The sequence below is a fragment of the Vibrio hepatarius genome (assembly GCF_011806575.1).
GTDB lineage: Bacteria > Pseudomonadota > Gammaproteobacteria > Enterobacterales > Vibrionaceae > Vibrio > Vibrio hepatarius_A.
In genome coordinates this window covers 130,490-148,622 of sequence record NZ_JAATOO010000009.1, presented here as the reverse complement: position 1 = coordinate 148,622, position 18,133 = coordinate 130,490, and the positions used below count along the sequence as shown (strand labels likewise).

Below are 18,133 nucleotides of genomic sequence, written 5' to 3'. Positions count from 1 at the left end.
AAAGTAGCCCACATTGGGCTACTTTTTTTATGATGACATCTACCAGCGATTACCGCTGAGCGATAATAAACGCTTCTTCTACTGGCATAGGTTTATAGAAGTAAAAACCCTGAATCTCCTCGATGTTCCAGTTTCTCAACTTACGCACCTGAGACGCTGTTTCAACGCCTTCCGCAACTGTGGTCAAACCAAGCTCCTGCGCCATTTTAACGATATTCCGAATAAGAATTTTAGCGCGTTCGTTTTGGTCCAATTGGTCGATATACGACTTATCCAGCTTAACGATATCCAGTGGGAAACTGCACAATGTACTGAACGACGAGTAACCTGTCCCAAAGTCATCCAACGCGAGTTGAATACCCAGAGACTTAATCTCTTCCATTCGGCTGATCACTTCGGTTTCTACACCCATCAGCATGCTTTCTGTCATCTCTACCACTAATTGGCCCGCCTGAACTTGGTGCCGAGCGGTGACTTCTTCTAAGTATTTCACTAAGTGGGTGTGATAGAAATGCGTTGAACTCAAGTTAACATGAACCGTTACCGGACGAAGATTCGCGTTACCACGTTGGGTATTTACTTTTTCGATAAACTGACAGGCTTGTTCAATAATCGATTCACCTAGCTCAATTTCAAGATTGTTCTGCTCAGCTAGTGGAATAAATACGCCCGGAGAAACAATACCCAGCGTCGGATGAAGCCAACGTGCCAGGGCCTCAAAGCCATTGATCTCACCGGTTTTGGTATCCACAATCGGCTGATAATACGCTACGATTTGTTGCTCTCGAATTGCACTTGCCAGCTCACGGCAAATATCAGAAGAAAGTTTCGCGCGCTCAAAGATCTCTTTTCCGACCTTAATGATTTTTAACGTCGACTCTTTACTCGCTTCATTTTGTACTGCGTGTACAGCCGCTTGGAGTAAGTAGTCAAGTTCTTCATGAGTGATTTCTGGGTCTAAAATTGCAGCTTGGGCACTCAAGTCCAGCTCCACGCCCAAGATCTGCTTCTTGGATGACAACTCGTCTAACACACGGGTAGTACCATGAACCGCTTCTTCGCACGCTTTGTAATCTGGGATAAGTACAACAAACTCGTGCACGCTAATGCGGCCTACCTGAAACTGCGGTAGATGATTGACAAACATAGAAGCGATATAGCGAATGGCATCGTCAAAAATTTGGTTGCCGAACACTTCTGACACCACTTTTAAACGTGGAATACTGATGTAAATAAAAGAGAACTGGTTTGGTGTAGAAACGATAAAGTTGTTCGCTTTATCGAAAATGGCTTTACGATTGCTGAGCTCGGACAAGTAGTCTTGTTCACTCAGTGTCTCAATCAACTGCTCTTGGAGTTTCTTCTCTCGTTGGTCCTGAATCGCCAGCATGATCGCATCTTCACCTTCATGCTGAATCAACGTCGTCTCAATCGAACACTCAACCTGTTCGCCTTTGCTTGTCAACACACAAGCTTCAAAATGCTTTTTGCCGCGATTAAATTCGCGATACATAATGTCCACTTGGCACTCTGGTTGGTCTTCATTTTCAGGACACAGTAAATCCAGCGGGTGTTGTAATACGTCTTCTTTCTCGTATTCAAGTAGCTCCAATGCGGTCTGGTTGATATCGATAATTTCTCTGTTACGTACCAGCACCATCGCAATATTACGACTTTGATATAAGGCTTCAAACTTTTGCAACGTATCTTTTAAACGCTCTTGAGCCATCGATGTGTTGCTAGATAGCGCCTGAAGAAGATGAGCTAAAATATCCAGCTCATCTTTGCTTTTCGACTCTGAACGCTCAAGTTGGTGAGTTGAGAATAACTCTTCAATGTGCTTTTCTAGATCAGAAAATCTCACCGCCACTTTCTTACGGAATATCAATAATGTAACCAACGAAATTACCGTGGTTGCGAAGATAAATGCGGCAAGCAAATACTTAAATAGTTGGCTGCCTTTCATATAATGTGTACGTTGTATTTGTGTGCACAATGTTGCGACCGGCTGCCCTGATAGCCCGGTCAACTCAGACCATTCGGTCAATGTTGTATCCGTTCTATCTAAATGAATGTGACCATCTCCAGTACTAGAGTACGACTCAGGGAGCCGTTCGATGACATTACTCCCAGTTAGAATATTTGAGTAATCCCCAGGAAAACGTGCCGAGAGGTTTTGACCCCAAATCATCCAACCAGAAGAAGCCGATGTCCCCTCACTGTTTCTGACCGGAGTTAAACTCACCGACCAAATGTTATCACCAAGCCATACTAAACCACTTTTGCTGACGCGCTTGCCATCTAAAGTTTGGTTCATTGCCTTAATGTAACTGACAACGTCGTCATGCGAAGATAACAAAGGAATTAGGTCAGCAAACTGGCTGTCCCCTTCGTAGCGAGATAAAGAAGTGACAATGTCACCCTTCAGAGTCATAAACAACATAAGATCGAGGTTCAACGCATCTAGCGTTTCTGCCATTAAGTTTCGTTCCGTGTAGGCTTCGACATCCGCACCGGAAAGTAACTCATGTGTTTCGTCCCACATCGCCCAATCGTAAGAATGCTCTTCTTGGCTGGTGACCATCATACTGATCACGCTACTCGCCTGCTTTCTAGCGGCTGCTATATCCGTCCTTTCTAGCTCATCTAAGCTGACCAAAAAGAAATAACGAATGATGAATAAGCTACTAAGGGTTACCCCAAGTAATCCTATGGCGAAATAGAGCGCGGTTTTGGTTTGCAAGTTGAAGTTCAGAAAGCGAAAAAATCTCATATGTCATTGTTATATTTTTATAATTACAAAGAGTTTATGAAATTTATCGATGTGCTGGTTTGATATAGTTCTAAATTATTGATTAATACGTCACAGTATCCTGTAAAAGTGGCGCTGAATTAAGAAACCAGCGCCCTATGAAAGTTGGCTAAAAGCCGCGGCTTTTCCAGAACTCGCCTTCGTCTCTGGCATAAACGTCGAATGTTTTGTCTGCGATCACTTTGCCGCCTAGCGTGATCGTCATGCGCCACTTACCGATGTTGGACTCCATACCATTGATTGGGTCGAGCAGTTGAATCGTGTCGCCTAAGTAGAAGTCCCAGTCATTGCTACCAACGTGCAAGTCACCGGTGAATGGTTCGAGTACCTGCCCTTTTTTACCCAGCACGCCAGGATGGTCAATGCAGAACTCAATCACCTCGCCCTTGGCTTTCTTGATATTGACGATGTAACCAAACTCAACCTCTTCATCGGCGGGTACTTTGGTGGTGAATTCTTGGATCTTCGGTAGATGCTTGGAATGAGAATCCCACTCTTTGTAAATGCCATAAGAAGTCATTTCTACTACTGGGGAACGCTTTGCCATTCTTGCCACCGCTTTTTCATTTTTTCGATTGTTTCAGGCTCAACGCCATGAATATTGCCAAAGTTCTCTGTGCATTCGATCACTTCCAGTTTCGCCCCGTAGCGCTTTGCCATTTTTAAGTAAGGCGCCATCTCCCAGCGACGAACAAAGGTATTGGAGACCACAACACTTTGCTTACGCGCCAAACTTTTCTCTGTCATCGACTGGCACCATTGATGCGCCAACGCGAGCTTTTCAGCTTGGTACGCATAACAGCCTTTGTTATCAACAAAGTACATATCAGCTTCGTAATGATTAGCGTGAAAGGTTTTCGCTAGAGTGCTTTTTCCTGAGCCGGGTAAACCACGAATAAGAGTCAGTTTGAGGGTCATCAAATGTGAGATTAGAGTTTGTTTGCCCGAATCATAATATGAAATGGCTCTAAATTGCTATCGACAAGCCGATCTTATTGGGTTAAGTTTAGATGTATAGACGTCCATAAATAATGCTTAGGGAGTAAGCTGTGCCTATTAAGATCCCCGATCAATTACCTGCAACTGACGTATTAAGACAGGAACACATATTCGTCATGCCGGAATCTCGTGCTTCAACGCAGGAGATTCGTCCGCTCAAGGTTCTGATCCTCAATCTTATGCCTAAGAAAATTGAGACGGAAACTCAGTTCCTACGTCTGTTGTCCAACAGTCCGCTACAAGTCGATATCGAGCTTCTGAGAATCGACGACCGCCCGAGTAAAAATACCCCAACCGAACACTTGGATAATTTTTATCGTCAGTTCGAGACCATCAAAGGACGAAATTTCGATGGCCTGATTATTACCGGCGCGCCGCTAGGCTTAGTTCAGTTTGAAGATGTGATCTATTGGGATCACTTACAAACGATTATGAGCTGGGCAAAAGACCACGTTACCTCAACATTGTATGTCTGTTGGGCAGCGCAAGCGGGTTTGAAGCTGCTTTACAACCTGCCAAAACGCACCCGTAAAGAGAAGTTATCAGGCGTGTATCACCACGAGATCCACCACCCGTATCACCCAGTTTTACGCGGTTTTGATGACACATTCTTAGCGCCACATTCGCGCTACGCGGATTTCTCGCAGGAATACCTAGAGGAACACACTGACCTAGATATTCTTGCTACGTCTGATGTCGCAGGTGTTTATCTCGCATCGACCAAAGATAAGCGTAATGTGTTTGTCACCGGGCATCCGGAGTACGACCCGTTAACACTGCACAACGAGTACATCCGCGATTTAGGCGAAGGTATGGAGCCGGCGATTCCGGTTAACTATTACCCGAACAACAACCCAGATAATAAGCCAAGCGCAAGCTGGCGAAGCCACGGACACCTTCTGTTCGCAAATTGGCTCAATTACTGCGTTTACCAACAAACTCCATACGATCTCGACCACTTTAGCGAAGCCAACTTCACTAAAGACGACGATTAAACCATCCAACAAAGGGCTTACTTCAAGCCCTTTTGTTTTCTCTGCCTTTTCATTCTGGCGATAATTGCCGTGTCAGTCGCATACTTCCGTTATGCACCTAATCACAAGCCTTTGTTTACGTTATACATGCTACTAAATTCTTCAGGGTAGAAAGATATTATGCGTCGTTTAGGAATTCTGTTGGCGATCACTTTATCAGGCTGTGTCACTGTGGAAACGAGTAGCAACTCGGAACCCGTCGCCGAACCAAAAGAGCGTGCAGAAGCGCGAATTGCACTGGGTATTGGCTACCTAGAGCAAGGCAACATGTACAAAGCGCGAGAAAATCTAGAAAAGGCGATGGAACACTACCCTGGCTACTACCGAGCTCAGCTCTCGATGGCGCACTACTTCGAAAAAGTCGGTGAACCAAAATCTGCACGACGCATGTATGAAACGGCGCTAAGGCAGCACCCACGCAACGGTAACGTACTCAATAACTACGGCACTTTCCTGTGTAAGCTCGGTGACTATGACAAAGCCGATAAGTTTTTTAGGAAAGCCGTTGAGCAGCCCTATTATTACCTCATTTCCGCCAGCTACGAAAATGCCGCGTTTTGTGCGTTGAAAGCTGGAAATGTCGAACAGGCGAAAACCTACTTCAGTCGCACACTAGACCACGACCCAAACCGAGTCCGAGCACTGCTTAACTTAGCAAAACTAGAGATAGATGCTGGCGAGTTTACCGAAGCTAGAATTCGACTAATGAAGTTTAATCAGAGATACGGAGTGCAAAAGGCGTCACTACAACTGCTGGCAGAATTAGAGAGCAAAGCCGGAAACGAAGTATTGGAGCAGAAATATCGTAAAACGCTTGAACAGTTGGGATAAACTATTTTCTATGTCGGTGGTGCGTCCTGCGCCTCCGACGTACTCTGGAAGCGCGTAAGATCTTCTTGTGTTCTTTGTACAGAATTCGAATGAACCCGACTAATCCAATGATTAACAGAACGCTAAAGAGCCATAGAAAACTGGTGCAAAACCACTCTGGCTGACAGGGCATATAAATTTCAAAGTCCATACACCCTCTCCTTTATCAACTCTTCAGTTTTAACCAATCTTGACGCTGCTCAGGCGTTTTGAACGTCCAAGCGACAAAGCGACTCACTTTTTGTCCTTGACTCATTTCAACAATCTGAACTTCTGCTGCTCCTGCTTTCTCAAGGTTTTTGCGCATCCAACGCACATTGTCCTTTTTCGAAATCAGTGTTGAGAACCAAAGTACTTGGTCAGCAAAGTCTCGACTTTCAAAAGCCATGTTCTTGATGAACGCGGCTTCGCCACCCGGACACCAAAGCTCAGCATTCTGACCACCAAAGTTGAGTATAGGTGATTCTTTCAGCTTGAGATTTTGACTTGCTTGGCCTCTTTTGGCTTTGTTAGCCGATAGATTTTTCAATTTGCGATCTGTGCCTTGCTGGGCTTCTTGCAGAGACTTATGGAATGGCGGGTTACAAGTCGTCAGATCGTAATGCTCGCCCGGCTGAATGATGCCTTTGAAAAAATGGCGGCTATCACTTTGCAGTCGACATTCGATCTTACCTTTCAGACCTTTATTCTGCTGTGCAATCAAATTGGCGTTTTTCACCGATACTGGATCAACATCAGACCCCACATACGTCCACCCGTATTGTGTGCTACCGACAATTGGATAAATGCAGTTGGCACCCACGCCAACATCCAATGCACGAACCAAGTTATGCTTTAACGACTTAGACTCTTTCGTCAACAATTCCGCTAAGCGGTGCACATAGTCTGCACGACCCGGAATGGGTGGACAAAGATAACCCTGAGGGATATCCCAAAAAGTGACACCGTAATGATGAGCTAACAACGCCTTATTCAACAACTTAACCGCGACAGGATCAGAAAAGTTGATGCTCTGTTCACCTTTCGGATTCTTGATCACAAAAGGTTTCAACTCTGGCAACGCTGCGGTCAACTTAGGAAAATCATAACGCCCTTGATGTGCATTTCGAGAATGCAGTCCCGCTTTCCCTTTGACGGTGGTCACTTTCATCTCACGGGTGTTGACCGTCGGTTTCGCTGATTTGTTTGGCTTGGCTTTGGCTCGGTTTGGCTTATTCGCTTGGTTCATTTCGGTTCATTCTGTTTAGCGGTTTCAAGGTAAATCATAAACAAACGAGCATCCAGCTCTAGCTGATGGTATTCCGGTTCCATGTGACAACACAGCTGATAAAACGATTTGTTGTGCTCTTTCTCTTTTAGATGTGCCAGTTCATGCACGACTAACATGCGCAACAACGGCTCTGGAGCATTTCTGAACACGCTGGCGATGCGGATTTCGTTTTTAGATTTGATTTTTCCACCATGAACTTTCGCGACATAGGTATGTAGGCCAAGTGCATTATTGATAAGGTGGATTTTGCTGTCATACACCACTTTACTTAGCGGCGCGGTTTTCTTCATGTAACGATTTTTGATCGCCATGGTGTATTCAAACAGCGCTTTTTCACTCTTAATGGTATGGTTCTCAGGGTAGCGGTTTTCAAACCAGGCTTTCAATCGACCAGACTCCACCAGCTTAGTCACCGGCGCCGTTATGTGCTCTGGGTATCCCTGAATATATCGAAGTGCAGGATTCATTATCCAATTCATCAGCTGTTTGAATTAAAGAGGCGTAAGTCTACCCGATTCAGACTTGCCATTCATCGTCTTTTCATTACACTTCACCAGACTCAGAATTAGGAGCTCACGAATGAAACGACTTGTACTGTACGTTAAAGACAAATGCCCGCACTGCAAAGATGCGCAGCGTTATCTTGACTCCAAAGGTTACCAGTACCGTTTAACCAACGCGAAAATGCAACGCGGACGTAAAGAGTTGGACGCCATCGGCGCGCGCTCTCTACCTGTTTTGAAGATCGGCGACCGCTATATGATCGGCTGGAATCCGAAAAACTTCGAGCGCATGTATAAAGACAGCTAAGCTACTTTGCGCGGTCATTCCAGCACCGCGCTTAGATAGCCAACTCCAGCCTATCAGTTCATATCCGTCATGATTTGCGCTTTGTAACACTGCGCGCTGTCATCAAATACAAACTCTAACTCGTTTTTGATGCTCTCGAGCTTGTCCTTTTGATAGTGTGAGACATACAGCAATTGACTTAGATTCTCGCGGGCGATTAACTCTAGCGCGTTTTTGACTAAGCGACGCCCTAAATAATCCAACCCTTGGTATGGTTCATCTAGAATCAGCAAAGCGGGCTGTTTGACGATTGCCCGTGCGATTAGCAGTAGGCGCTGTTGTCCATACTCCAACGAGCGGAACGACACATTGGCGTACTCTGTCATATGTAGGATTTCCAACCACTCGCGAGCAATTTGAATCTCTTTTTTTGACGGCTGCTGATACAAGCCAATTGAGTCGTAAAAGCCTGAAAGGATCACTTCTAAGGCGTTACAACTCACGCGGTACTGTAAATGCAGTGCGGAAGAGACCATACCGATGTTCTTCTTGATCTCCCAAATCGTTTCGCCGCTGCCACGCTTTTTACCGAAGATATCGATGTCGTTGGAATAACACTGAGGATGATCACCAAAGATAAGCCCTAACAGGGTACTTTTACCACAGCCATTCGGGCCTTTGATTTGCCAATGCTGGCCGTTTTCTATGCGCCAGTTAAGGTCGGTGAAAATGGTTTTATCCGTGTACTCTACTCGCCCACTACGGATTTCAAAGACAGGATTGGAGAAATAAGGATCGTGCTGGTGACGATGGATAAGCGCCAGCATCTCTTCACTTTGCTGTTGAGATTGTGATTTGATTTGCGCAATGACCGGATGGTTTTCCCACTCGCTCTTGCCCATCACACTCTCTAAATGGCCGTGATTAAACAGCGCGATATGCTCTACCCAATCTGGCATGTCTTCTTCGCGGTTGAAGGTCACCAACAGCTGAGTGGTTTTCGCCAGCTCAGTCAGGTAAGTCGCAAGCGTTGCTCGGTGTGCAATATCCAAACCCGTAAATGGGTTGTCCAGCACCAGTAATTCAGGCTGAGTGGCTAACGCGCGCGCGAGCATCACACGCCTTGTTTCGCCAGTAGAAAGCACCCGAAAACCGCTCGATGCTAAGTGGGACAAGTCTAAGTCTTCGATTAACTGCTCGGTTAGCTCTTTATTTTGGCATTGGTCAAAAATCAATGAATAAACGCTACTACCTTTATCAATTCGGTCCAGAAAATCAGTGTCGTCTTTGGCGATCTCGTCTTCCAATAATCGCTGTTGTTCAACCAAAGAGACTTGGGCAACTTTACCTTCTCCCTTGCTAACGACACCCGCAGTTACGTCTAATTCTTCGCACAACAAGCATCCTAGCGCTGAGCCAATATCGCCCTCGGTACTAAATACCCCCCAAGATTCATTGTCGGCTATGTTCCAGTTATCGATGGTTAAGCGGTTGGTTCCCGAATCTACGCTCAGGTCTTTGATGTTGATTTGCATGGTTAGGCTTCCTTACCCTCGTTCTTTTTAGAGTTTTAGACAAACTACTGTAATCAATCAGTTGGTGCGATTAAGGATGTAAAAAACGTGATATTGGCATCTTTCAATCCGTTTATTATTTATGCGCGGCATACTGCTTAACGAACTCAATAAAGGTGCGGTCAGCAACAGAAAGATAGCCGTCCCTGCGCCAAGCAAGGGCGAGGTTGAGTTTTACCCGTTCGTCAAATGGCACGGCCACGACTTCCGATTCGTGCTCGGTCACCAATTCGAGCAAAGCGGTAATCGCAAACTCGTGTTTAACGATACTCAAGATCATCGGCAATAGGTTCGTCTCAAACGAGAACTGCATTTCAGTACCGTATTGCTGCGCTTTCTTCTCGATAAAATCACGATGAAAGTAACCACGTTGGAACATCACCAGTTCGTGCTCAAAGAACTGCTCAAAGCTGATGGTGTTTTGCTTGGCGATTGGGTGCTGCTTGCCGACCACCGCGACCATTTCGCTGTCGAGTAACGAGTCTACTTCCAAATCATCCGGTACGTTTTCGTTATTGATCACCCCGATATCGAGTTCACCATTGAGCAGCATTTGTTTGATTGATCCAGTGCCCGCATCAACCAAAGTGAGTTTTAAGTTTGGGTAGCGCATCTTAAACGCCATCATGATCTCTGGGAAAAAGTAGGATCCCATCATACTTGGTGCGCCCAAACGCACTTCACCTTTCTCCAGCCCTTTTAGCTCATCAATCGCCAGTTGAGCGTCTTCGAGTTGCTGCAGAACCCGCTTGGCGTGTTCATACAGCACTTTGCCTTCATCGGTCAGAGTCACTTTACGTTCTTCACGGCGAAACAGCTCAACGCCCAATTGCTGCTCAAATTTCTTAATTGAAATACTCAGTGCGGGCTGGGCAATGTGCAACGCTTTCGCGGCGAGCGTGAAGTGATTGTGCTCGGCAACAGCAACAAAATGGCGTAGGTGTTTGGAGTCCATAACTCTCGATATATAAAATATATGATGTCGATATTTTTAATATATTTTATCAATCCAATATCCACTGATACATTGGTCACACTATCCACACAATAGCTAACGGCAAAATGATTGAATCCGGCACGAAAGAGTATCGACAAGTCACCCTATGTTTGGCATTGGGCTCTTTCCTTGTATTTTGTAACTTGTACTTATTCCAGCCGATGCTGCCTTACATGGCGCAGCACTTTGCTGTGAGTGAAACACAGATCAACTGGATCTTTGCCGCTTCAACACTGGCGCTTTCTGTTTGTTTAGTACCTTGGGCGGTCGCTTCTGAGTCTTTTGGCCGCCGCAACGTAATGTTATTTGGCTTGCTCGCTATGCCTGTCATTGGTATCGCGATGCTGCTTAGCCAGACGTTAATCAGCATTATCATACTCAGAGCGATCATGGGTATTGCCCTAGCCGCGTTTGCTTCGGTGGCCGTGGCTTACATGGTGGAAGAGCTCTCAGAGCAAGCATTTAGCCGTGCGATTGGCGGCTACATCGCCGCCAACTCATTGGGGGGTATCGTAGGGCGAATCGCTGGCGGTACGTTAACCGATGCATTTGGCTGGCAACAAGCGGTGGTTGTTATCGCCGTTGTGACACTCATTGCGGGCATTGCCGTTGCGTACCTACTACCAAAGCAGCAACACTTTACGCCACAGCGTGGCATGCTGCGTTATCACAATCGAGCCTTGGTCAAACATCTTCAAAACAAGACCATCTTAGTTGCGATGCTGATCGGCGGCGTCAACTTTGCTCTGTTCGTCAACCTCTACTCGGTAATGGGCTTTAGAATGGTCGCAGAGCCGCATTCCCTACCGATTGGTTTAGCGTCTTTGATCTTCCTGTGCTATCTGGCTGGCACGCTCAGCTCAAAGCTTACCTCGGTGTGGAACAAACACTACGCGCCGATTCCGGGTATGGTGGTGGGCTCTTTGATTAGCTTATCCGGCATGTTACTCGCTTACTTCGAGAGTATTCCAGCGATGGTCATTGGTTTGATGTTGATAAGCTCGGGCGCGTTTTTCACTCATACACTTGCCTACGCTTGGGTGAGCCAAAAAGCCACTCACGCGAAAGCAACCGCAACGGCACTCTACTTGGTGCACTACTATGTCGGTGGTAGTTTGGGGGGCTTCTTCCTAATTTATTGCTGGCAACATGGTGGCTGGGGAACGGTGATTCAGGGAGGCTTAGCACTTTACGCTGCTTTATTTGCGCTGTTTTTCATCTTGTCTAAGACCTACGCAAATAGCACACAAAGCGCGCCACAATCCAGAGATTCTGCTATTCTTCCAGCAAATTCAAATCTGGAACCAAAATGACAATGAATCGCTCAACGGTTGAGATCGCTGAACAAGTAAACCAATGGCTCAACGATGTGGTTATCGGGCTCAACTTATGCCCTTTCGCGGCTAAACCTCAACGCAATAAACAGATCAAAATCTACGTCAGCGAGGCAAGCCAAGAAGAAGCGCTGCTAGAAGATATTCTTACTCAGTTGATGGAGCTGGACTCAACAACCGTAGAAGAGTTAGAGACAACACTGGTAGTTGTACCCAACATGCTAAGTGACTTCTACGATTACAACTTGTTTATTGATTGGGTTGAAACGCTGATTCGTCAGCAAAACTGGGAAGGTGTTTTCCAACTCGCAACTTTCCATCCAGACTACTGTTTTGGTGGTACAGAACCAGAAGACGATGAGAACTTAACTAACCGCTCACCATATCCAGTCTTCCATCTGATCCGTGAAGAAAGCATGGAAAAAGTACTCAGGCATTACCCAAATCCAGAAGCGATTCCTGATACCAATATTGCCCGTGTTGAATCACTGACCGATGAAGATAGACGCAAGCTATTCCCTTATCTCTTCCGGTAACATCGTCACTAAAAGAGCATCTTAGCGATGCTCTTTTTGGTTTCTGCCCAGCCATCACTATTACCCGCTCTATCTTGCATAAAAATGGCAGCATGCGCCCAGCTTTGGTAGTATTGCGCCACCATAAATTAATCAGGTTCAAGACATGCACCTTTCAAAACTTACCAACGAAATCTTTGAGCATCTTTACCGTGATATCACTGAATTCCGTAGTACTTTCGACCTTCCAGTCGCCTCTCCAGAAAGCTTAGATGAGAAAGCAGATACGCTGCACACGTCGCTAGCAATTGAAGAGCTGACTGAACTAGCCGAAGCGGATTGTAAAACAGAGCAAGCAGATGCGATCGTTGATAGTGTTTATGTCTTAATGGGTCGTCTGGTTCATTTGGGACACGATAAAATCGAAGATAACCTTGCGATTAACTACTTAATTGATCTGCTACTTAACGTTGCGGTAAACCGTGGCATCGACTTTGTCCCTTGTTGGGATGAAGTGCATTCAAGCAACATGAGCAAAGTATGTCGCAACGAGAAAGAGTACGCAGATACAGAAGCTTACTACGCTGAGCAAGGCATCAAGCTGATGGCGGTTCAGAAAGGCGATTACATCATCGCTAAGTGCGCGGAAGACTTCGTGTCTGACAGCAAAACTATTCGTCAAGGTAAGGTACTGAAATCGGTTTACTACCGCCCGGCGGATCTTGCGTCTTTGACGGCATAATCAAGATCGTCAGATAAAAAGCCGCCACCTTGGGCGAACCCTAGGTGGCGGAAGCTGCCATAAAACAAAGTGGCTTTAGCTATACCAATCGTAATGCTAACTGGTATGGGCCAATTTTCTGGTTTCCCTTCAAATTTGCCAAGCCTAACAAGAACGAGAATGTATCGATTTAACTAAAGCGATTAGCGTGCCAAGTTTGCCAACATTCGTAAGTTATTGATTTATGGTGCAGCTCGATTTTGTGTCCCTATTTGAGTTGATGAGGTTGAGCAAAGTGAGTGCAACTTGCACCACATTGAACACGCGGTTCCTCTGTTATTCGAAGATCAGTACGGGCTTTTCGTTAACCCACGCTTTAGTGACACTGGTTTTAAATACTCGAGCCAATTCTTCTTCGCTCAGCACATCTTCGGGGGTTCCCCATTGCTGGAGTACGCCATTATCCAGCATCAACACTTTATCTGCGTTGTGTAGAGTACGGTTAAGGTCATGATTCGACATCACCACTGCAATGCCCATATCAGCAACCGTGCGAATCAATTTATACAGCAACCCTTCTTGCCCGATATCTAACGGCGCAGCAGGCTCATCAAGCATCAGCACTTTAGCGTCTGGATTGAGCGTCGGCCAAACCTGAAGACAAATCGCGCATAGACGCACACGTTGCCACTCACCGCCAGAAAGGTGATGAATAGGTCGCATCAACTTGTCTTCGAGTTCAAGTAGCTGAGCGAGATCTCGCACCACACCATCGACGAGATCCAATTGCTTTTGAGCACGTGTGGGGACAGACAACATGAGATACTGTGCAACGACTAAGTTGAATGCAGGTCGGTCACTTTGGCTCAAAAAAGCGCGATAGCTCGCCAACGCTTCCACCGAAGCTTGCTGAACATTGAGATCCGCAATCGTGACGTCACCGCCATGTTCAAGCAAGCCTGAAATCGCCGACAAAAATGTACTCTTACCACTGCCATTCGGGCCGATAACATGGAGTATTTCACCCTGCTCTACTGTCAATGAGAGCGGTAAAAGGCGTGAGCCGACCGATAAACTACTAACGCGAATCATGATTCTTCACCAACATCCAAATGAAAATTGGTGCTCCGATTGACGTTGTCACTACGCCTAAAGGCAGCTCCGCTGAGTCGAGAGAGGTGCGTGCAATAATATCGGCGAAAACCAGCAGTGCCGCGCCGCTCAAAGCCGACATCGGTAACAAGTAGCGGTTTTCGCTGCCAAGTGAAAGGCGCAATAAATGTGGAACGACCAATCCGACAAAACCGATGACTCCGCCCAATGCCACTGCGCCGCCAACCAATACCGAGACGGCGAGGATCAGCTTCCATCGCACCGCTTCAACGTCAATGCCCAATTGTTTCGCGTGCGTTTCACCCATCATCAGTTTGTCTAGCACTTGTCCTTTAAAGCAAAGCCAAATCAACACTGGTAAGAGCATTAGCGTCAGAATATGGTGATACCAACTCGCACCACCAACACTACCCATTAACCAGTACATCAGTTGCCTTAAGCTCAGATCATCACTGAAATAGAACGCCCAGGTGACCACCGCGCCGCTCAAAATACCCAGAGCCACACCAACCAGCAGCAAACGCGTGGTGGTTAAACGGGCAACTTGTGCGAAAGAGACCAAAAGCAAAGTAAAGAGTAACGCGCCAACCACCGCAGCCAGCATAAAGCCGACAGGCGTAGCAAACACTGGAATGAAGAACAGCACCAACACCATCATTACGCTAGCGCCACCTGATATTCCTAGTACGCCAGGTTCAGCGAGCACATTGCCGAGCAGCACTTGCAATACCGCACCTGAGACAGCCAAAGCGGCACCAATGGCAATTGCCGTCAGCAATCGAGGTAAGCGCAATTGCAAGACCAGTTGCTCCATCAGCGGAGTCACTTCTGAAAACGGAGAGATAAAGACTTCACCTACCATCAGGTAGAGCAAAGAGAAAAGCAGAAGGCTCAGAATGGCCGCAATCGCGAAGAGGTTCCAACGGCGCTGCTTTCTGTAGATAAGTTGGCTAAATTCCATGTGTGTCCGACAAAACGAGTTTGTTGATCCTTTTGGTACAACAATTAATGGCTTAACGATACCGTTAAGCCATTTAAATAGAAAGCCTGAACAATGAATTTAGCGCAGGATAGCTTTAGTCGTAAACGACTTGACCTTCTTCGTAGCGTGTTTTCACCGGGCATACCATCAGAGCGGCACGCTGACCGATTGCAACAGTGCGGTTCGGAAAGACAATCGCCTCACCTTCGTTTTTCGCCATCAGCGGTTTGTCGCCATCATGACCAAACACTTCGCCGTGTTTAAACGCTGTAAAGTTCTCTACATTATCGTCAAACATAAAATCAAAATCGTCGTGCAGACGAACGATCGTGCGACTCACGCGGTACATCACTGGTGTGCGAGGCAAATGCTCTGGCTCACTAGACGCCACTAAATCACGTAGTGCTAAATCAAACGCAACCAGTTTTTCTAGCTCGTTTTCGCCAATACGTGCAACGCGTCCTAATTCAATCGTTAGAGCCTGCGCGCCAAATTTCTCAGCGCTGTACCAGCTAAAGGTGCTAGATGGCGCATTGGAGAACATAACCGCGTCGATATGACCACTTGCAACAAAATCCATTAATGCTTTGCTGCGAACCGGATGACGCGTTTTCGGGCTGACAACAAACGAATAGTGTTTAGAAAGGCGAATCGCGCAGTGCATGTCTAGATGCCAACGCTGATGCTGTTCTGTGCCCTGGTAAAAATCACTCACAATACGTTTTAAATTGGCGGCAATATCGAGTTCTTTTGAAGGCTCGTACTCTTTGTCATCAAAAAGTCGGTTTAGGTTAACATCGATAAAGCGCGTATGTGCGTTGGTCGCCTCTGGATGGGCAACAATAAACAGCAATCGCTCGGTCACTGGCTGAAAACCAGTTTGAATATCGGAAATGATCTTGTCGGCAATTTCCATCGGCGCAGTTTCGTCACCATGAACGCCACAAGATAAAATAATGTGTTTGCTATCCGCAGATAGATTCTTAGGAATGACTTCCAGAACACCACGTTGATGCAATTTAAAGACGGTTCCACCAGCAACTGTCATTTCTGCAGCTGGCATTTCTTGTGCTAAATCTAAGCTGTCGAAAAGAAAAGATTGGCGAAAGAGTTTTTTCGTCATGCGCTACTCCTTTATTGCACAGCGAGTATGTTAATGAATTGTTTTGACAAATTATGTAGGGCGGATCTCACTTATTAATTCTAAATGCGAACCCGATTTGTAATTTGGTCAGTTTGTGCACTATGGGGTGCTACTTTATGCTCTCGCGATGCAAAATAGCCGAGGATTGCTCGGCTACGCAATAATACCATAAATGGAAAAGGACTATAGTTGATCTAGCAAAGATTCAAACTCATCGATTTTACTTGCGACTCGATCGATACTTTGTTGCCAGAATTCAGCACCAGACAAATCCATACCCAGATGCTTCTGCACCACTTCTTCTGCCATCATTGAGCCTGTGTCACGCAACAGATTGACGTAATCTTGGTAGAACTGTTGCCCTTTCGCTTCGCGTTGCGCGTAAACCCCAATACTGAACAAGTAACCAAACAGGTATGGATAGTTGTAAAAGCTCACTTCTGAAATCGAGAAATGCAACTTGCTCGCCCAGAAGTAAGGATCACTCCCTTCCATCGAATCGCCGTACCAGTCTTGCCAAGTCGAGCTCATCAACTCGCACAGCTGTGACGCTTCCAATTCACCCTTGCAGCGCTGCTCGTAAAACGATTTTTCAAACTCGTATCGAACTGGGATGTTAATCATCAATGCGTAGCAGCTCGACAACTCTTCCCACAGCATCTCGAGTTTTTCTTCGCGAGTTTCGACTTGCTCTAAGAGGTAATCACGAACGATGTTTTCCGCAAAGATAGACGCGGTTTCAGCCAGCGTCATCGGGTAACGCGTCATACACAATGGCATATCACGCATCACCCAGTTATGGAACGCGTGGCCAATTTCGTGCGCTAGTGTCAGCAAGTTTGAGCGGCTTCCCCCCCATGTCATAAACACAAGTGGTGTTCTGGTTGCGGCAAACTTGGTGCAATACGCGCCAAGACGGCGATTGTCACTTGGTGCCGCATCAATCCAACCATTGTTGACCATAGTCGTGACAAACTCAGCCATTTCAGGGTTCACTGTCGCAAACGCCGAGCGAATGATTTCGATTGCTTCGTCAAACGGGTAAGTTTTCGGCTCGGCATTCGTCAGACTTGGCATTCCTGCTAAGTGGTTCCATGGCGTCATCTTGTCTAGGCCATGCACTCGAGCCATCAACGCGCCCGCTTTCTGGCCGACCGCTCGGTTTGCTTTCGCGGTGTCCATCATCGCGTCTAAGGTGCTCGCTTCAATGCGGCTACCGTGCAAACTCGGCTCAAGAAAATGAACGTCTCGTAGACGTGAGCGCTTTTGATACTCGGTCAAACGCCAACCAGACAACGCATTCAGAATGGCGGCGAAAGACTCTTGGTTCTGACGCATCGCGTTTTGGATACCCTGCCACGCTGGCTTCTGCGCATCGAAGTCCGTACCGTAAAGTACACTCGCTGCTTGTGAGAAACCCATTTTATTGTTTGAGCCGTCTTCTAACGTCACTTGCAGTGAGCCTGTAATGTTGTCGTACAAACGCCCCCAAGCGTCTTTACCATCGACTTGCAGCGCAGACACAAGTTGCTCTTCGGCAATACTCAGTTTGGTATCCGCCAGTTTGCGTTGACAAGCAATCTGGAAACGTTGACCAGCGACATCTTCACTTTCATGTGCCAGCACTTCATCAATAAAGCCTTCAGGCGCGCTGACCAGCGCATCTTGATAAGGTGTGAATGCCTGTTCCAGTTCAGAGCTCAATTTTGCCAAACGCCCAACCAAGCTTTTTGCTTCTGCATTGGTTGCATCTACCGATGCATGACAATTCGCAAAGGTGTTGATGGTGGAGAGTAACTTACCTGCTGCTTCGCGGGTTTGAATCGCGTTTTGCATTACCGATACCGAGTTTCTGGAATCGGCGTGAACTTCAAGCGTTTGAATGCACTGCTGAATAAGTGAGATATCTTGCGTAATTTTGCTATCACCTAGCCCTTGGTAAGCGATAGTAAGGTCCCATTTTGGTGTGGTCATCTATT

The 18,133-nt window shown here is 46.5% G+C and carries 17 protein-coding genes; 6 read left to right on the top strand and 11 right to left on the bottom strand.

Annotated features, from left to right (window positions below; genetic code table 11):
- Positions 1–49 precede the first annotated feature (49 nt).
- The 3 genes from HCZ42_RS09475 to HCZ42_RS09465 form a co-directional block, all read right to left on the bottom strand.
- On the bottom strand, positions 50–2,773 hold the full coding sequence (locus HCZ42_RS09475; RefSeq protein ID WP_167420467.1) for a bifunctional diguanylate cyclase/phosphodiesterase: 2,724 nt from the start codon (positions 2,771–2,773) through the stop codon (positions 50–52).
- Positions 2,774–2,921: 148 nt separating this feature from the next.
- Positions 2,922–3,359: a DUF3859 domain-containing protein gene (locus HCZ42_RS09470; protein WP_167420466.1), complete on the bottom strand. Its 438-nt coding sequence runs from the start codon at positions 3,357–3,359 to the stop codon at positions 2,922–2,924.
- Positions 3,338–3,730 carry an ATP-binding protein gene (locus HCZ42_RS09465; protein WP_167420465.1) on the bottom strand — a complete coding sequence of 131 codons (393 nt, stop codon included), beginning with the start codon at positions 3,728–3,730 and terminating at the stop codon, positions 3,338–3,340. Before HCZ42_RS09465 ends, HCZ42_RS09470 begins: the two co-directional genes overlap by 22 nt.
- 131 nt (positions 3,731–3,861) lie before the next feature.
- On the opposite strand from HCZ42_RS09465, the gene metA reads away from it, so the two are divergent.
- Together metA and pilW are read left to right on the top strand one after the other, a co-directional pair.
- Complete coding sequence (gene metA, locus HCZ42_RS09460; RefSeq protein WP_167420464.1) at positions 3,862–4,806, top strand: homoserine O-acetyltransferase MetA; 945 nt, start codon at positions 3,862–3,864, stop codon at positions 4,804–4,806.
- A gap of 156 nt (positions 4,807–4,962) precedes the next feature.
- Complete coding sequence (gene pilW, locus HCZ42_RS09455; protein WP_439848996.1) at positions 4,963–5,676, top strand: type IV pilus biogenesis/stability protein PilW; 714 nt, start codon at positions 4,963–4,965, stop codon at positions 5,674–5,676.
- 205 nt (positions 5,677–5,881) lie between these two features.
- On the opposite strand, the gene rlmF is transcribed toward pilW, so the two are convergent.
- Both rlmF and HCZ42_RS09440 read right to left on the bottom strand, forming a co-directional pair.
- The gene (gene rlmF, locus HCZ42_RS09445; RefSeq protein ID WP_167420461.1) at positions 5,882–6,943 is read right to left on the bottom strand and encodes a 23S rRNA (adenine(1618)-N(6))-methyltransferase RlmF; all 1,062 of its coding nucleotides are present in this window, start codon (positions 6,941–6,943) and stop codon (positions 5,882–5,884) included.
- Positions 6,940–7,452, bottom strand: coding sequence for a M48 metallopeptidase family protein (locus HCZ42_RS09440; protein ID WP_167420460.1), 513 nt, complete (start codon positions 7,450–7,452; stop codon positions 6,940–6,942). The genes rlmF and HCZ42_RS09440 overlap by 4 nt, the downstream gene beginning before the upstream one ends.
- 112 nt (positions 7,453–7,564) lie before the next feature.
- Here HCZ42_RS09440 and HCZ42_RS09435 point away from each other — a divergent pair, with 112 nt between their 5' ends.
- Positions 7,565–7,795, top strand: coding sequence for a glutaredoxin family protein (locus tag HCZ42_RS09435; protein WP_167420459.1), 231 nt, complete (start codon positions 7,565–7,567; stop codon positions 7,793–7,795).
- Between the two features lie 53 nt (positions 7,796–7,848).
- On the opposite strand, the gene modF is transcribed toward HCZ42_RS09435, so the two are convergent.
- Positions 7,849–9,309: a molybdate ABC transporter ATP-binding protein ModF gene (gene modF / locus HCZ42_RS09430; protein ID WP_167420458.1), complete on the bottom strand. Its 1,461-nt coding sequence runs from the start codon at positions 9,307–9,309 to the stop codon at positions 7,849–7,851.
- Between the two features lie 115 nt (positions 9,310–9,424).
- On the bottom strand, positions 9,425–10,303 hold the full coding sequence (locus HCZ42_RS09425) for a LysR family transcriptional regulator (RefSeq protein WP_167420457.1): 879 nt from the start codon (positions 10,301–10,303) through the stop codon (positions 9,425–9,427).
- A gap of 107 nt (positions 10,304–10,410) precedes the next feature.
- Here HCZ42_RS09425 and HCZ42_RS09420 point away from each other — a divergent pair, with 107 nt between their 5' ends.
- From HCZ42_RS09420 to HCZ42_RS09410, 3 genes are all read left to right on the top strand, one after another.
- Positions 10,411–11,658 carry an MFS transporter gene (locus HCZ42_RS09420; protein ID WP_167420456.1) on the top strand — a complete coding sequence of 416 codons (1,248 nt, stop codon included), beginning with the start codon at positions 10,411–10,413 and terminating at the stop codon, positions 11,656–11,658.
- Positions 11,655–12,215 (top strand): DUF1415 domain-containing protein, encoded by a 561-nt coding sequence (locus HCZ42_RS09415; RefSeq protein WP_167420455.1) that lies wholly within the window; start codon positions 11,655–11,657, stop codon positions 12,213–12,215. The genes HCZ42_RS09420 and HCZ42_RS09415 overlap by 4 nt, the downstream gene beginning before the upstream one ends.
- 145 nt (positions 12,216–12,360) lie before the next feature.
- A complete protein-coding gene (locus tag HCZ42_RS09410) occupies positions 12,361–12,936 on the top strand; it encodes a nucleoside triphosphate pyrophosphohydrolase family protein (RefSeq protein WP_053410464.1) in 576 nt (191 codons plus the stop codon).
- A gap of 315 nt (positions 12,937–13,251) precedes the next feature.
- On the opposite strand, the gene btuD is transcribed toward HCZ42_RS09410, so the two are convergent.
- The 4 genes from btuD to HCZ42_RS09390 all read right to left on the bottom strand — a co-directional run bounded on the left by btuD (position 13,252) and on the right by HCZ42_RS09390 (position 18,128).
- Positions 13,252–14,007 carry a vitamin B12 ABC transporter ATP-binding protein BtuD gene (btuD, locus tag HCZ42_RS09405; protein WP_167420454.1) on the bottom strand — a complete coding sequence of 252 codons (756 nt, stop codon included), beginning with the start codon at positions 14,005–14,007 and terminating at the stop codon, positions 13,252–13,254.
- Positions 13,994–14,989, bottom strand: coding sequence for a vitamin B12 ABC transporter permease BtuC (gene btuC / locus HCZ42_RS09400; protein WP_167420453.1), 996 nt, complete (start codon positions 14,987–14,989; stop codon positions 13,994–13,996). The genes btuD and btuC overlap by 14 nt, the downstream gene beginning before the upstream one ends.
- Positions 14,990–15,104: 115 nt before the next feature.
- Positions 15,105–16,133: a succinylglutamate desuccinylase gene (locus tag HCZ42_RS09395; protein WP_167420452.1), complete on the bottom strand. Its 1,029-nt coding sequence runs from the start codon at positions 16,131–16,133 to the stop codon at positions 15,105–15,107.
- Between the two features lie 204 nt (positions 16,134–16,337).
- On the bottom strand, positions 16,338–18,128 hold the full coding sequence (locus HCZ42_RS09390; RefSeq protein ID WP_167420451.1) for a M3 family oligoendopeptidase: 1,791 nt from the start codon (positions 18,126–18,128) through the stop codon (positions 16,338–16,340).
- Positions 18,129–18,133 lie beyond the last annotated feature (5 nt).